Source organism: Lentzea sp. NBRC 105346 (assembly GCF_030269605.1).
In the GTDB taxonomy this organism is placed as follows: Bacteria; Actinomycetota; Actinomycetes; order Mycobacteriales; family Pseudonocardiaceae; genus Lentzea.
The window spans coordinates 423,164-437,026 of sequence record NZ_BSTQ01000006.1 but is presented as its reverse complement, the minus strand read 5'-3'; the positions used below and the strand labels follow the sequence as shown (position 1 = coordinate 437,026).

General features: G+C 68.8%; 17 protein-coding genes. 8 read left to right on the top strand and 9 right to left on the bottom strand.

What is annotated here, in order from left to right:
- Nucleotides 1–191 precede the first annotated feature (191 nt).
- The 5 genes from QSK35_RS16505 to QSK35_RS16485 all read left to right on the top strand — a co-directional run bounded on the left by QSK35_RS16505 (nucleotide 192) and on the right by QSK35_RS16485 (nucleotide 6,266).
- A complete protein-coding gene (locus tag QSK35_RS16505; RefSeq protein ID WP_285746942.1) occupies nucleotides 192–1,220 on the top strand; it encodes an LLM class flavin-dependent oxidoreductase in 1,029 nt (342 codons plus the stop codon).
- Between the two features lie 352 nt (nucleotides 1,221–1,572).
- Complete coding sequence (locus tag QSK35_RS16500) at nucleotides 1,573–2,088, top strand: hypothetical protein (RefSeq protein ID WP_285746940.1); 516 nt, start codon at nucleotides 1,573–1,575, stop codon at nucleotides 2,086–2,088.
- An 11-nt stretch (nucleotides 2,089–2,099) separates the two neighbouring features.
- On the top strand, nucleotides 2,100–2,567 hold the full coding sequence (gene bcp, locus QSK35_RS16495; protein ID WP_285746939.1) for a thioredoxin-dependent thiol peroxidase: 468 nt from the start codon (nucleotides 2,100–2,102) through the stop codon (nucleotides 2,565–2,567).
- Between the two features lie 277 nt (nucleotides 2,568–2,844).
- The gene (locus QSK35_RS16490; RefSeq protein WP_285746937.1) at nucleotides 2,845–3,162 is read left to right on the top strand and encodes a DMT family transporter; all 318 of its coding nucleotides are present in this window, start codon (nucleotides 2,845–2,847) and stop codon (nucleotides 3,160–3,162) included.
- Between the two features lie 17 nt (nucleotides 3,163–3,179).
- A complete protein-coding gene (locus QSK35_RS16485; protein WP_285746935.1) occupies nucleotides 3,180–6,266 on the top strand; it encodes an NACHT domain-containing protein in 3,087 nt (1,028 codons plus the stop codon).
- On the opposite strand, the gene rdgB is transcribed toward QSK35_RS16485, so the two are convergent.
- Nucleotides 6,263–6,865, bottom strand: a complete 603-nt coding sequence (gene rdgB / locus QSK35_RS16480) for an RdgB/HAM1 family non-canonical purine NTP pyrophosphatase (protein ID WP_285746933.1) — start codon at nucleotides 6,863–6,865, stop codon at nucleotides 6,263–6,265. The two genes, QSK35_RS16485 and rdgB, sit on opposite strands and share 4 nt — an antisense overlap.
- Nucleotides 6,862–7,632 carry a ribonuclease PH gene (rph, locus tag QSK35_RS16475; protein WP_285746931.1) on the bottom strand — a complete coding sequence of 257 codons (771 nt, stop codon included), beginning with the start codon at nucleotides 7,630–7,632 and terminating at the stop codon, nucleotides 6,862–6,864. The genes rdgB and rph overlap by 4 nt, the downstream gene beginning before the upstream one ends.
- A 49-nt stretch (nucleotides 7,633–7,681) precedes the next feature.
- On the opposite strand from rph, the gene QSK35_RS16470 reads away from it, so the two are divergent.
- The gene (locus QSK35_RS16470) at nucleotides 7,682–8,185 is read left to right on the top strand and encodes a DUF2231 domain-containing protein (protein ID WP_285746930.1); all 504 of its coding nucleotides are present in this window, start codon (nucleotides 7,682–7,684) and stop codon (nucleotides 8,183–8,185) included.
- Here the strand turns inward: QSK35_RS16470 and QSK35_RS16465 are convergent.
- The 4 genes from QSK35_RS16465 to QSK35_RS16450 are packed head-to-tail and all read right to left on the bottom strand — an operon-like array spanning nucleotide 8,140 to nucleotide 10,690.
- Nucleotides 8,140–8,550 carry an OsmC family protein gene (locus QSK35_RS16465; RefSeq protein WP_285746928.1) on the bottom strand — a complete coding sequence of 137 codons (411 nt, stop codon included), beginning with the start codon at nucleotides 8,548–8,550 and terminating at the stop codon, nucleotides 8,140–8,142. The genes QSK35_RS16470 and QSK35_RS16465 overlap by 46 nt on opposite strands.
- Nucleotides 8,540–9,316, bottom strand: a complete 777-nt coding sequence (locus QSK35_RS16460; protein ID WP_285746926.1) for an MBL fold metallo-hydrolase — start codon at nucleotides 9,314–9,316, stop codon at nucleotides 8,540–8,542. Before QSK35_RS16460 ends, QSK35_RS16465 begins: the two co-directional genes overlap by 11 nt.
- A gap of 1 nt (nucleotide 9,317) precedes the next feature.
- Complete coding sequence (murI, locus tag QSK35_RS16455; RefSeq protein ID WP_285746924.1) at nucleotides 9,318–10,082, bottom strand: glutamate racemase; 765 nt, start codon at nucleotides 10,080–10,082, stop codon at nucleotides 9,318–9,320.
- Nucleotides 10,079–10,690, bottom strand: a complete 612-nt coding sequence (locus QSK35_RS16450) for a rhomboid family intramembrane serine protease (protein ID WP_285746923.1) — start codon at nucleotides 10,688–10,690, stop codon at nucleotides 10,079–10,081. The genes murI and QSK35_RS16450 overlap by 4 nt, the downstream gene beginning before the upstream one ends.
- Before the next feature lie 32 nt (nucleotides 10,691–10,722).
- Here QSK35_RS16450 and QSK35_RS16445 point away from each other — a divergent pair, with 32 nt between their 5' ends.
- Nucleotides 10,723–11,583, top strand: coding sequence for an SMP-30/gluconolactonase/LRE family protein (locus QSK35_RS16445; RefSeq protein ID WP_285746921.1), 861 nt, complete (start codon nucleotides 10,723–10,725; stop codon nucleotides 11,581–11,583).
- Between the two features lie 30 nt (nucleotides 11,584–11,613).
- A complete protein-coding gene (locus tag QSK35_RS16440; RefSeq protein WP_285746919.1) occupies nucleotides 11,614–11,826 on the top strand; it encodes a hypothetical protein in 213 nt (70 codons plus the stop codon).
- A gap of 383 nt (nucleotides 11,827–12,209) precedes the next feature.
- On the opposite strand, the gene QSK35_RS16435 is transcribed toward QSK35_RS16440, so the two are convergent.
- The 3 genes from QSK35_RS16435 to QSK35_RS16425 are packed head-to-tail and all read right to left on the bottom strand — an operon-like array spanning nucleotide 12,210 to nucleotide 13,862.
- Complete coding sequence (locus QSK35_RS16435) at nucleotides 12,210–13,160, bottom strand: PLP-dependent cysteine synthase family protein (RefSeq protein WP_285746917.1); 951 nt, start codon at nucleotides 13,158–13,160, stop codon at nucleotides 12,210–12,212.
- Between the two features lie 7 nt (nucleotides 13,161–13,167).
- Complete coding sequence (locus tag QSK35_RS16430) at nucleotides 13,168–13,440, bottom strand: MoaD/ThiS family protein (protein WP_285746915.1); 273 nt, start codon at nucleotides 13,438–13,440, stop codon at nucleotides 13,168–13,170.
- Between the two features lie 2 nt (nucleotides 13,441–13,442).
- Nucleotides 13,443–13,862 carry a M67 family metallopeptidase gene (locus QSK35_RS16425; RefSeq protein ID WP_285746913.1) on the bottom strand — a complete coding sequence of 140 codons (420 nt, stop codon included), beginning with the start codon at nucleotides 13,860–13,862 and terminating at the stop codon, nucleotides 13,443–13,445.
- Nucleotide 13,863 lies beyond the last annotated feature (1 nt).

Sequence of the window (13,863 nt, the reverse complement as noted above, 5' to 3'; positions counted from 1 at the left end):
GATCGGGCAGACTATGAGCCACGGCCACCACTTGTCATGATCGAGTTCTTTGGACGGAACCCGAAAATGATCAAGCGGTGGCCGTGCTCATGTCAAAGATCAGGAGCTTCCCGGTTAAAACACCAGCGCTGGGAAAGCTCCCCCCATAGCACCCCGGAATACGCGGCTCATGGTACGACGTTGATCGAACCATGAGCCGTCTTCGTGAGATCCCCCTGTCCGTCCTAGACCTGGCACCCATCACGTCGGGCTCGGACGCCACCACCGCACTGCGCAACACCCGCGAGCTGGCCCAGCTCGCCGAGCGGCTGGGGTTCACGAGGTACTGGGTCGCCGAGCACCACAACATGCCGGGCATCGCCTCGTCCGCGCCGGCCGTGCTGATCGAGCACATCGCGTCGGCCACATCGACGATCCGGGTGGGCTCCGGTGGCGTGATGCTGCCGAACCACCCGTCTCTGGTGGTGGCAGAACAGTTCGGCATGCTCGAAGCACTGCACCCCGGCCGCATCGACTTGGGCATCGGCCGCGCGCCGGGCACGGACCAGCGCACCGCGCGGGCGTTGCGCCGCTCCGAGGCCGGCCTGTCCGCCGAGGACTTCCCGCAGCAGCTGACCGAGCTCATGCAGTACTTCGCCGGCACGGCCGACATCGCCGCCGTCCCCGCCGCGGGCAACCGCCCGCCGTTGTGGCTGCTCGGTTCCAGCGGCTACAGCGCGCAGGCCGCCGGGATGCTGGGCCTGCCGTTCGCGTTCGCCCACCACTTCAGCGCTCAGAACACGCTGCCCGCGCTCGAGCTGTACCGCCGCCACTTCCGGCCTTCGGAGGTGCTCTCCGAGTCGTACGCGATGGTGTGCGCGTCCGTGATCGTGGCCGACACCGACGAGCACGCCCGCTGGATCGCCGGGCCGGGGGCGCTGTCGTTCGTGCGGCTGCGCCAGGGCCGTCCGGGACCGTTGTCATCGCCCACCGAGGCGGCCGAGTACCCGTACACCGACATCGACCGGTTGGTGATCGAGGACCGGATGGCGACCCAGATCATCGGATCGCCGGAGACGGTATCCGAAGGAATTTCACAACTCCTTGATAACACTCAGGCCGACGAGCTGATGGTGACCACCATCGTGCACGGCCACGAGGACCGCCTCCGTTCCTTCGAATTGCTCAGCGAACTCGCCGAACGGACGCCGCAGCTGGGCCGTTCAGCCGTACATACGTGAGTCGGTTAGGCGTGACCTTCACGTTTCGCACGTATGGCACTGGTCTGAACGGGTGATAAACGGCTCCACTTGTAGCGCACGGCACACCCTGCGCGATGATCGGTGTGAGCGCGCACGCCCCCCGACGCGCTCCCTAGCTTCCGAGCACGGCCGCCGCCGCGGTCGGCGTGGGTGACACCACAGGGCATGTGGTGCCGCCCACGCCGACATGGGCTTCCCATCACGAGACGGCCACACTCGTGCACCAGGTCCGCGTCAGGACCCCGTTTCCGTTCCATGTCACACATCGCACCGTCATCGTTGACGGTGAGTTCGTGACGGCCCGCCGCCGGGGCGGGAAGGGGGAAGGTTCGTGAGGTTCGCCGTGAAGGCAGCGGGCTTGTGCCTGTTGCTCGCCGTGGCGGGATGCGCGGGCCAGAGCGTCGCCGTCGCCCCCGATGAGCCCGTGCTGCAACGCGCCGAGTCGCGCGGCGGCTTCGCCGGCTTCGGCACCCAGCGCGTGTGGGCCAGTGGCCTGTCGATCACCGTCGCCCCACCCCAGTCGCTCAAGCCCAGCGAGACCGCGTTCCCCCAGGCGCCACGCACCGCCGTGTTCACCGTGACCGTGTTCAACGGCTCGAAGAGCGCGTTCCGGCCCGCCCAGCTGACCGTACGGGCTCTGGCGGGCGGTCAGCCGACGCCGGAGCTCACCGACTCCGTGCAGGGTCTCAACGGCCTCGCGGCGGCCGTGAGCGAGCTGCAGCCGGGCCAGGACACCAAGCTGACGCTGGCGTTCGCCGTGCCCGCGGACCCCGTGGAACTCCAGCTCACCGTGCTGCCCGGTGGTCCCGGCCAGGACACCCCGTCGGTGTTCTCGGGCCGCGCGTAAGTTCTGGGGTCATGAGCGAACGACTCAATCCCGGCGACCAGGCGCCGGGCTTCACCCTGCCCGACAGCGAGGGCAAGCCGGTGTCGCTGTCCGACTACCTGGGCAAGTCCGTGGTCGTGTACTTCTACCCGGCCGCCTCGACCCCCGGTTGCACCAAGCAGGCGTGCGACTTCCGGGACAACCTGAGCGTGCTCGCCGAGTCGGGCTACGAGGTCATCGGCGTCTCCCCCGACAAGCAGGAGAAGCTGGCGAAGTTCGCGGCCGAGGAAGGCCTGAACTTCCCACTGTTGGGCGACCCGTCGCGCGAGGTGCTCAAGGCGTGGGGCGCGTTCGGCGAGAAGCAGAACTACGGCCGCACGGTCGAGGGCGTGATCCGCTCGACGTTCCTGGTCGGCCCGGACGGCAAGATCGTGAAAGCGATGTACAACGTGCGCGCGACCGGTCACGTCGCGAAGCTGCTGCGCGAACTTCCCGCGTGATTCCGTGGTTGCCGCCGCAACTCTTGCGGCGGCAACCCCTTCTTCGGGTATGGTCGAGGCGAGGGCAGGTAACAAGCCGCCCCAGTTTCCGGTGAGGGTGATACACCGTGTGTCGCTTGACGGCACCCAACGGCCCCGACATCCCGTCTGATTTCGTTCTGCGAGTCCACTTCCCCACTCGCGGCGGCTGACACCTGGGCTTTTCCGCCCGTTCGTCAACCGTCCTCTTAAGCGCGCACTCGCCCGGCGAGGCGTGTATTTGTGCTGGGAAAATTCAATGCTGAAGTGGATATTGCTGACCGTCGCCATTGGCGCGGAAGTTTTCGCAACCCTCTGTCTTCGCGCGTCCGACGGTTTCACAAAACCCTTGCCGGTAGCCGGACTCGCGCTCGGTTTCTGCACCGCCCTGTATCTGGAATCGGTGGTGATCCGGCTCGCACTCCCGGTCGCGATCACCTACGCGATCTGGGCTGGTGCGGGCATCGCGCTGGTGGCGATCGTGAGCCGCGACCCGCTCAACGTCGCCATGGTCGTGGGCATGGCCCTGATCGCGGCCGGCGTATGTGTCGTTTCCGTCGCCCACGCACACGCCTGACCGATAACGTCGCGCGGGTGGGTTTAGAGATCGCCGCCGGCAAGATCGGCCAAGCCGTGGCCCAGCACGCCGCCAAGGCCTGGTTGTCCAAGCGCCGCAAGACAAAAGACCGCACGGAGCCACTCGCTGTGCTTGCCGCCGACGAGCTCGCCAAGCCGTGGCAGCTCGCGAAGCTGGACCACCTCGTCGAAGGGATCGGCCACCAGGTCACCGAGCAGCTCGACCCGGTGCTCGAACGCTGCGGTTCCTTGCCGGACAACGAGATCGAGGCCGCACTTACTGCGGTGCTCGACGCTCTGGCGGAGATCGACCTGTCCGACGACGCGCTGCTGTCCGACGACGCCGACCCGGAGCAACTGGCCGAGCGCATCCGCCGGGAGGTGCCTGCCCCGGCGGGCCTGGCCGAGGGTGCCGAGCGGCTCTACGGAATCGCGCTGGACCAGGCGTGCCGCTACCTGGTCCAGGTGATCCGGCATCTGCCGTCGTTCCAGCCACGTGCTCTGGCCGAGGTGCTCAGCCGTGCTGCTGCCCAGACGGCGCGACTCGACGAGCTGCTGGCGCGCGTGCCCCGCACGAGCCTCCACGCGCCGCAGGGCACGGCCAACGACGCCGAGTTCCGCGACGAGTACCTGCGCTACCTCGCGACGTCGCTGGACCGCCTCGAACTGCTCGGCCTGAGCATGAAGAACCGCCCGAAGCTCGCTTTGAGCGTGGCGTACCTAAGCCTCTCAGCGTCTGGAAGCTCCGACAGCCTCTTCGAGCAGAGGCTGGCCGATGAGCTCAGCGCGATCCGAGTGGAATCCGCGATGTCCCGCCGGACCCTGGTGCGGGGCGAGGCGGGCTCGGGCAAGACGACCTTGCTGGACTGGCTCGCCATTACCGCCGCACGCGGCCGCTTCACCGACGACATGCAGTCGTGGAACGGCTGCATCCCGTTTCCCATCCGATTACGCCGGTACGCGGACGCGCCGCTACCCAAACCCGAGGAGTTCCTCGACCACGGTGCCGGCCCGCTGGCAGGCATGATGCCGAAACTGTGGGTGCACCGCGCGCTCAAGTCCGGTCATGGGCTGGTACTCGTGGACGGCGTGGACGAGGTGCCGCCAGGCAAACGGCATCTTGTCCGCGAGTGGCTCCGCGAACTGTGCACCGCCTTCCCCGAGGCGCGCTTCGTGGTGTCGTCACGTCCGGCCGCCGCCGACCAGAAGTGGCTGGGCGACCTGGGTTTCAAGTCGGTGCTGCTGGAGCAGATGAACCCCGCCGACGTGCGCAGGTTCCTCGAACGCTGGCACGTCGCCGCACGGGACGCGGACTCGTTGCCGTGCCCGGTCGACGCTCTGCCCGCGGCGCAACGCCGGCTGCAGAACCAGCTGGACAACCGCGACCACCTGCAGTCGCTCGCCGCGAACCCGTTGCTGTGCGCGATGTTGTGCGCGCTGAACCTGAGCCGCACGTCCGAGCTGCCGAGCAGCCGCATGGAGCTGTACCAGGCGGCACTCACGATGCTGCTGGATCTGCGGGACGCGGAACGGGAGATCGCGGGCCTGCTCACCGCCACCGAGAAGACAGTGCTGCTGCGCGACCTGGCGTGGCGCCTCACCCTCGGCAACCGCAGCCAGCTGCCGACGCCGAAGGTGCGGGAACACGTGACCCGCAAGGTGCGTGCGATGCCCAACGTCGTCGTTGACGCGGAGACGATCGTTTCGCACCTTCTCGAACGCAGCGGCGTCGTCCGCGAGCCCGTGCCGGGACAGGTCGACTTCGTGCACCGGACGTTCCAGGAGTACCTGGCGGGTGCGGAGGCGATGCAGGACGGCCAGATCGAGACTCTCGCCGGGCACGCGCACCAGGACTCGTGGTCCGAGACGATCGTCCTCGCATGCGGACACGGCCAGCGCAGCCAGGTCAGTGAGTTGCTCGGCGACATCCTCGACCGCGCCGACCGGGAACCACGGCACGCCCGGCGCCTGCGCCTGCTCGCGGCCGCGTGCCTGGAAACGGTCCCGGACGTGGCCCCCGACGTGCACGACCGGGTCAACCAGGTCATCGAGAACCACCTGGTGCCACCACGCAGCCTGAAAGAAACCCACTCCCTGGTGACGATCGGACATCGCGTCCTGCGCTACCTGCCCGCGAGCCTGGACAGCTTGTCCGACGCCGTCGCGAGGGCGACCGTGCGCGCCGCGGCGGCGACCGGTGCTCCCGAGGCGATCGCCAAACTGGCCTGCTACGCCGGGGACGCACGGTCCTGTGTGCAGACCGAACTGGCGGCCGCGTGGCAGCACTACGACCCCGAGAGGTACGCGAAGGAGGTGCTGGCCGAAGCACCACTGGACGACGGACGCATCGTGATCGGCACTACGCGGCAGGTGCCGCACCTGGGGCTGCTGCGCTACCTGTCCGCGGTTCACCTCAATCTGGACGTTTCCGATCATCAGCGTGATCTGGCGTTTCTCGACTCGGTGCCACACCTCGAAAGGCTCCAGGTCAGGTTCGAAGGTCGTGTCGACCTGACCCCGCTCACCGCGCATTCACGGCTGCACACGCTGTCGCTGACCGGAGCCCACAGCTTTGACAACTACGCGGTGCTGTCGGAGCTGCCCGAGCTGAGGTCGTTACAGTTCACGACGGTTCTCGAGCACCAGGACCTCGATTTCCTCCGTCATGTTCCCGATGTCGAGTTGCTTTCGGTTGGTCCTCTGTCCAGCCGTGCGGACCTCACCGGGTTAGATCACGTGCCGCAGGTGTATTACTTCTCATGCACCGAATGGCCCAGCAACGTGAACCTTGGGCCGTTGGGACGGCTGCAGAACCTCAGATCTCTCCGACTGGGCTACCGGACCCACACCAGGGTGCTGCGTGATATCGCGACCCACCTGCCGCAACTCACTCGTCTCTGGCTTGCCGGGACCGCCTGCGCGGACATCTCTCCAGTCGCCGAACACCCGAACCTGAGGTGGCTCAGCCTGGCCTACCTGCCCGAACAAGGCCTCGGCCCGCTGCGCGGCAAGTCCATCACGGTCAGCCTGCCGAGCCACCTCAAAGGTGTTCTGGACGTCGCCCACGAGCTCAGCCCCAACGTGACGATCGAGTGGAGGAACTAGCCCAGCTCGCGCAGGTGCGGGACGAGCAGCCGCAGCGCGCGGCCGCGGTGCGACAGCGAGTCCTTCTGCTCGGCCGTCATCTCAGCCGAAGTGATGTCGTACCCCTCGGGCTGGAAGATCGGGTCGTAGCCGAACCCGTTGGCCCCGGACCGCTCCCGCCGGATCGTCCCGCGCCACTCCCCGCGCACGACGACCTCGTCCCCACCGGGCACGACCATCGCCACCACGGACACGAACGCGCCGCCCCGGCGTTCGTCGGGCACGTCACCGAGCTGACCGAGAACGAGGTCGATGTTGCCCTCGTCGTCCCCGTGCTTGCCGGACCAACGCGCTGACAGCACACCGGGCATGCCGTTCAGCGCGTCGATCTCGATGCCGGAGTCGTCGGCGACCGAGATGAGCCCGGTGGCCGCCGCGGCGTCGCGCGCCTTGGCCAGGGCGTTGCCCTCGAAGTCGGGTGCGGTCTCGGGGGCCTCGGGGAACGCCGACACGTCGTTGAGGCTCAGCACCTCGATGCCGGAGAGCCCCTCCGAGGCCACGATGCGCTGGAGCTCACGGAGCTTCTTGGCGTTGCGCGACGCCAGCAGCAGCTTGGTCATTTCCTGGACGCCTTCTTCGACGGCTCGGGCAGCACGCCGGGGTACGGCGCGGCCAGCGCCTCGGCCTGGATGCGGTTCAGCTCGGCGCACCCGGCCAGCGCCACGTCGAGCAGCTTGTCCAGAGTGGACCGGGCGAACGTCGCGCCCTCGCCGGTGCCCTGCACCTCGATCAGGGTGCCCGCGTCCGTGGCGACGACGTTCATGTCGACCTCGGCGCGCGAGTCCTCCTCGTAGGGCAGGTCGAGCCGGACGCGCCCGTCGACGACGCCGACCGACACCGCCGAGACCGCACACGACAGCGGCTGCGGGTCCGCCAGCCGGCCCGCGGCACCGAGCCACGTGACGGCGTCGGCCAGCGCGACGTACGCGCCGGTGATCGCCGCGGTGCGGGTGCCGCCGTCGGCCTGGATCACGTCGCAGTCGATCACGATGGTGTTCTCGCCCAGCGCGGCCAGGTCGATGCACGCGCGCAGCGATCGGCCGATCAGCCGGGAGATCTCGTGCGTACGGCCGCCGATGCGGCCCTTAACGGATTCACGGTCCGAGCGCGTGTGGGTCGCGGACGGCAGCATCGCGTACTCGGCGGTCACCCAGCCGAGGCCGGAGCCGGACCGCCACCGGGGTACGCCCTCGGTCACGCTCGCCGCGCACAGCACCTTGGTGTTGCCGAACTCGACCAGCACGGACCCGGCGGGCCACTGCTGATATCCACGCGTGATCCGGATGTCACGCAACACGTCGTCGTTTCTGCCGTCGGTCCTCGCCACGCGCCTTACCCTAATGAACCCTTGGCGCGGCCTTGGCGTAGGGAGAGACATGTTGCAGACGGTCTTCGGTCTACCAGCGCACGTGCTCATCGTGCACGCCGTCGTCGTACTGCTGCCGCTGGGTGCGCTGGGCTCGATCGCGGCCGCCCTGCGCCCGCGCTGGCGGCAGCGTTACGCCTGGCCGGTGCTGGGTGTCTCCCTCGTGGGCGCGCTCTCCGCCACCGCCGCCAAGATCGCCGGTGAGAACTTCCAGGAGCGGCTCAAGCAGGCCGGCGTCGACAACGAACTGATCCAGAAGCACGCCGCGCTCGGCGCCCAGCTGCAGAACTGGGCGCTCGGCTTCGGCGCCGCCGTGATCGTGCTGTTCGTGGCGGGCCGGCTCGCCGACCGCGAGCGCAGCGCCGACGGCCCCGGCGTGACGAAGACGTGGCGCCGGATCTCGGTGGTCGTATCAGTGCTCGTGATCGCGCTCGCGGTTGTGACGACCGTGCAGACGGTCCGCACCGGTCACAGTGGGTCGACGGCGGTCTGGACGGGCGTCGGCGGCAAGTGAAGCGGGGCGTCCGCGCCCTGTTTCAACGTCCGGGTCACCGTGCACAGCTGCTCGACGGCCCGGCGGATCACCGCGAGCTGGTCATCGTCCAAACCGGACGCGTCGAACTCCAGCGTCACCGGCACCGCGTCGAGCTGGTGCGCGCCTTCGGGCCGGACGTCGGCGGCCCGCGCGTGCACGGGCCCGCCGGTGCGGCGCGTCACGAGCGACTCGGCGGTCACCGCCGCGCAGCCGGCCGCGGCGGCGAGCAGCAGCTCGACGGGACTGAACGAGTCCGGCGCGTCCTTGCGTCCGACGTTGACCGTCGCCCGGCCGTTGGACGCGACGAACCGGTGCTCGCCGACCTGCCGCACCTCAATCTCCATGCGACTCCCCGATCGTGAACGTGTCGCCCTCGCGGACGAGCACGGCCGGTCCGCCGTACGCGGCCTGGGCCTCCGCGAACACCGCCTCGCGGTCCGTCCAGGGTGGAACGTGGGTGACGAGCAACCTGCCGGCACCCGCCCTGGCCGCGAGCTCCCCGGCCTGCCTGCCGGACAGGTGCAGGTCCGGCACGCGATCCTCGGCGTGGGTCCAGCTGGCCTCGCTCAGCAGCACGTCGGCGCCGCGGACGATGGTGTCGAGTCCGGGGCACGGCCCGCTGTCACCGGTGTAGGCGAGCGTCACGCCGCCGTGGGAAATGCGGAACCCGTACGCCTCACAGGGATGCGCGACGGGAGCGGACACCACCTCGAACGGTCCGATGTGGACTGTCTTCTCGCCGAGCGCGTGGAACTCGAACACGTCGGACAGGTCCAAAGTGTCCCGTTCGAGCTCGTTGGGCGCGTAGGCGGCGGCGAACCGCGACGGCGCCTCCGCCGGCGCGTACAGCGGCAGGCGGTCACCGGGCGGCTCGGGGTGGTACCGGCGTGCGACGTACAGGGCCGTCACGTCGATGCAATGGTCCGGGTGCAGGTGCGACAACAACAACGCGTCCATCGTGAACGGACCGTGGAGTTGTTGGTACCGCGCGAAAACCCCGTTGCCGAAGTCGACGACGAGCCGGAAGCCCGCCGCTTCGACCAGGTAGCCGGAGGCGGCGGCGCCCGGTCCCGGAATGCTGCCCGAGCAGCCGAGAACGGTCAGCTTCAAGTTATCCCCAGTACTCGAAGGACGGCAGGAAACGGGTCGCCTGCTTGGCGAACGGCGGGAACGGCCCGGTGCAGGTGATGTGGTGCTCGGCGGGACCGTCGCTGAACTCGTCGCGATCCGTCAGTACGCGAACGACGTCCTTGACGGTCTCCTCCGCGCTCGACACCAGCGTGACGCGGTCGCCCATGACGATCTGCAGCACGCCGGTGAGGAGCGGGTAGTGGGTGCAGCCCAGGACGACGGTGTCGACCTCCGCGCGCTGCAACGGTTCCAGGTACGCCTGCGCCAGGCCGAGTACCTGGCGCCCGGACGTGATGCCGCGTTCGACGAAGTCCACGAACCGCGGGCAGGCCGCGGCCGTGACCTCCACGTCGCGCGCGGCCTGGAACGCGTCCTGGTAGGCCCCGGAGTTGATCGTGCCGACGGTCGCGATCACGCCGATCTTGCCGGAGCGCGTGGTGGCCACGGCCCGGCGTACCGCGGGCATGATCACCTCGATGACCGGCACGTCGTAGCGTTCCCGCGCGTCCCGCAGACATGCCGCGGACGCCGTGTTGCACGCGATGACCAGCATCTTCACGCCGTCGGACACGAGCTGGTCGCAGAGTTCGAGCGCGTGCTTGCGCGCCTGCGCGATCGGCAGCGGGCCGTACGGTCCGTTGGCCGTGTCGCCGATGTAGCGGATCGACTCGTTCGGCAGCTGGTCGATGATCGCCCGCGCGACGGTGAGTCCACCCACACCGGAGTCGATGATCCCGATCGTCACCGGGCGAGATTACCTGCGCGGTTGTCCCTCGCGACGCCCCACGCAGCCAGAATTCCACCTAACGCACCAAAGAGGTGGGCTTCCCACGAGACGCCGGGCTGGCCGGGGAGCACGCCCCAGAGCGCGTAGCCGTAGATCGCGAACACCACGACCGCGATCAGGATCTGCAGCGCGCTGCGCGCGAACACCCCGCGCACCAACAGAAATGTCAGGAACCCGAACACCAGCCCCGACGCGCCGATGTGGCTGGCCGGCGCGCCGATGATCCAGATGCCGAGCGCGCTGGTCAGCCAGATCACGACGGTGACCTGCAGGAACTGCTTGATGCCGCCGGAACTGGCGAGGAACCCGAGCACGAGCAACGGCCCCGCGTTGCTCATCACGTGGCCCCAGTCGCCGTGGATGAACGGGTACCAGATGAGGTTGTCCCACTCGCTGAAGTCGCGCGGGATGACGCCGTCGTCCTCCAGCGACTGCCCGGTGATCGTGTCGAACGCCTCGATCACGAACAACAGACCGACGAACCCACCGACGACGAGCGCGGACAACAGGGGGTGCGGCGGAATGACCCGCTTGGAGACGTCTCTGCTGACGGCGGTGGGCTCCACGGTTCCAGCGTACGTCCCCATAAGCTGTCGCGGTGGAGATCGAAGTGGCCGTGCGCACCGCCGCGACGCTGGGCGAGGGCCCCACGTGGGACCACAGCAGCTCGACGCTGCTCTGGGTCGACATCCTGGCGTCCGAGGTGCACCGCTACGCCCCGTCCCGCGACGACGACGCGGTGCTGATGGTGCCCCAGCACGTCGGCGCCGCCAAGCCGCGGGTCAACGGCGGCATCGTCGTGAACCTGCGCGACGGCATAGCCCTGATCGACCGCGACGGCACCCGCACCTGGCTCGTCTACTGGGCGCGCGACGGTGTCCGCGGCAACGACGCGGGCGTCGACCCGTCCGGCCGCCTGTGGGCCGGCACCATGCGCTACGACCAGGCCGCCGACGAGGGCTGGCTGGCGCGCGTCTCCGGTGACGGTTCCGCCAAGGTGATGGTGGAGAAGGTCAACACGTCCAACGGCGTCGGCTGGTCCCCCGACGGCACGTTGATGTACTACATCGACACCCCCACGCGCCGCATCGACGTCTTCGACTTCGACGACGCATCCGGGACGTTGTCGGGGCGGCGGCCGCTGTGCGTCGTCGGGCACACCGACGGCTGGCCCGACGGACTTTGCGTAGATGCTTCCGGCTGCGTGTGGGTGGCGTTGTGGGGCGGTGCGGCGGTGCGGCGGTACACACCTTCGGGTGTTCTGGATCGGGAGATTCCGTTGCCCGTGGACCAGCCTTCGGCCTGTTGTTTCGGCGGTCCCGACTTCACTGACCTGTATGTGACTTCGGCGCGTATTGGCTTGTCAGAGGCCGTTTTGGCTGCGCGGCCGCTGTCCGGGTCCGTGCTCGTGGTGCCCGGTGCCGGGTCCGGCCTTCCGTCGGTGGCTTTCGCGGGCTGAATTGTCAGACCCCGGCGGTACAACGGGGTCATGAACCTGACGAAGCATGACTTCGCCGCCATGCGGCGCTGGCTGAAGGACAACCCCGGAACGAACTTCCGAGACTGTGTCGACGCGCTGGACCTCTCAGAGACTCTCGCGTGGCGGCCCATCGTGCCTCCGCCACGGGTGGAGTTGCCGCCGCCGAAGTACTGCGACGCGTGCGGGATGGCTATCGCCGAGAGTGGCGTGTGCCGCTGCTGATCGTGATCCGTCACCGATGCGGGAGGAGGTGAGGCTGTTCGACTGATTTCACAACTGAATAGCGCCGTCGAGCAGGGGCCAGGCAGCGGCCGACGCATCGCGTGACCGGACGCGGTGTGCTGCCAAGCCATCCTGACGACCACTCCAGCGGGCCGCGCAGCCGACCACGGAGCTACGCCCAAGGTGACCGACCAGCCGCGGTCACCCAACCGGCGAGCCCACTCGGTCAACGGCACCGAGCGCCCGCACGGCCGTTCGGCCGGACTCCGTGGCACTCGCGCCCAGTCCGGCCACCGCACGGACGCTGCCAGGGAGCCAAGTCAATGGTGACCACCCAGCCACGGCGGCCCAGCCCGGCGAGCCCACCCGGCCCACCAGCGGCACTAAGCCCAGAGGTGCCCGTCCAACCGCTCAGCGGCCTCATCCAGAGTCCCCGCATAAGCCCCGGTGGAGAGGTACTTCCACCCAGCGTCCGCGACGATGAACACGATGTCGGCACTCTTCCCGGCCACAGCGGCCTTCTGCGCCACCGCAAGAGCGGCGTGCAGGATGGCCCCGGTGGAAATCCCGGCGAAGATCCCCTCGGCTTCCAACAGCTGCCGAGTCCGCCGCAAAGCGTCGTAGGACCCGACGGAGTACCGGCCGGTCAGCACGGACTCGTCATACAACTCGGGCACGAACCCCTCATCAAGGTTCCGCAACCCGTAGACGAGCTCCCCGTACCGAGGCTCGGCGGCGATGATCTGCACATCGGGCTTCTCCGAGCGCAGGTACCGGCCGACACCGACCAGCGTCCCGGTAGTCCCGAGCCCGGCCACGAAGTGCGTGATCGACGGCAGGTCCCGCAGGATCTCGGGGCCGGTGCCGCGGAAGTGCGCGTCCGCGTTGGCGGGGTTGCCGTACTGGTAGAGCATCACCCAGTCCGGGTTCTGCTTGGCCAGTTCCTTGGCGGTGGCCACGGCCTGGTTGGAACCGCCGGCGGCCGGGGAGAACACGATGCGCGCGCCGTACGCCTGCAGGAGTTGGCGGCGTTCCGTGGACGTGTTCTCGGGCATCACGCAGACGAGGCCGTAGCCCTTGAGCTTGGCGGCCATCGCGAGCGAGATGCCGGTGTTGCCGGAGGTGGGCTCGAGGATGGTCGCGCCGGGGCGCAGCACCCCGTCCCGCTCCGCCGCCTCGATCATGGCCAGCGCGGGCCGGTCCTTGATCGAGCCGGTCGGGTTGCGGTCCTCGAGCTTCGCCCAGATCCGCACCGATGAGGACGGCGAGAGTCGGGGCAGGCCCACCAGCGGGGTGCCGCCGAGCGCGTCGAGCAGCGAGTCGTAGCGGGCCATCGGAAGATCAGCCGCCTGCGACGGCCGGGAGGATGGTGACGGTGTCGCCGTCGCTCACGGTGGCGTTGAGGCCACCGGAGAAGCGCACGTCCTCGTCGTTGACGTAGACGTTGACGAACCGGTGCAGCGAGCCCTCCTTGACCAGGCGGGCCTTGAGGCCGCCGTGGTTGGCCTCGAGGTGCTCGATGACCTCCGCGAGCGTGCCGCCCTCGGCCGGGACGGACTTCTCCCCACCGGTGTGCGACCGCAGGATGGTCGGGATGGAGACGGTGACTGCCATGCTTAATCCTCCGAGATCTCGATGATCTTGACCGGCTCCTCGGTCACGACCCCTTCGACGATGCGGTACGACCGCAGTTCGTGCACGTCCGGGTCCCGCGTGGAGACCAGCACGTAGTGCGCGTCCGGCTCGCCCGCGAAGGAGACGTCGGTGCGCGACGGATAGGCCTCGGTCGCGGTGTGCGAGTGGTAGATGACCACCGGCACCTCGTCGTTCGAGTCCATCTCGCGCCACACCTTGAGCTGTTCGGCGGCGTCGAACCGGTAGAACGTCGGCGACCGCTCGGCGTTCTCCATCGGGATGAACCGCTCGGGCCGGTCCGTGCCCACCGGGCCGGCGATGACGCCGCACGCCTCGTCGGGATGGTCACGGCGGGCGTGGGCCACCATCGCGTCCACCAGGTCACGGCGAATCACCAGCACC

Coding starts and splice junctions, on each gene's coding strand:
- QSK35_RS16470 (WP_285746930.1), top strand. CDS start 7,682: ATGTTGCAGACGGTCTTCGGTCTACCAGCGCACGTGCTCATCGTGCAC.
- rdgB (WP_285746933.1), bottom strand. CDS start 6,865: ATGACCAAGCTGCTGCTGGCGTCGCGCAACGCCAAGAAGCTCCGTGAG.
- bcp (WP_285746939.1), top strand. CDS start 2,100: ATGAGCGAACGACTCAATCCCGGCGACCAGGCGCCGGGCTTCACCCTG.
- QSK35_RS16440 (WP_285746919.1), top strand. CDS start 11,614: ATGAACCTGACGAAGCATGACTTCGCCGCCATGCGGCGCTGGCTGAAG.
- QSK35_RS16430 (WP_285746915.1), bottom strand. CDS start 13,440: ATGGCAGTCACCGTCTCCATCCCGACCATCCTGCGGTCGCACACCGGT.
- QSK35_RS16490 (WP_285746937.1), top strand. CDS start 2,845: ATGCTGAAGTGGATATTGCTGACCGTCGCCATTGGCGCGGAAGTTTTC.
- QSK35_RS16505 (WP_285746942.1), top strand. CDS start 192: ATGAGCCGTCTTCGTGAGATCCCCCTGTCCGTCCTAGACCTGGCACCC.
- QSK35_RS16465 (WP_285746928.1), bottom strand. CDS start 8,550: ATGGAGATTGAGGTGCGGCAGGTCGGCGAGCACCGGTTCGTCGCGTCC.
- QSK35_RS16435 (WP_285746917.1), bottom strand. CDS start 13,160: ATGGCCCGCTACGACTCGCTGCTCGACGCGCTCGGCGGCACCCCGCTG.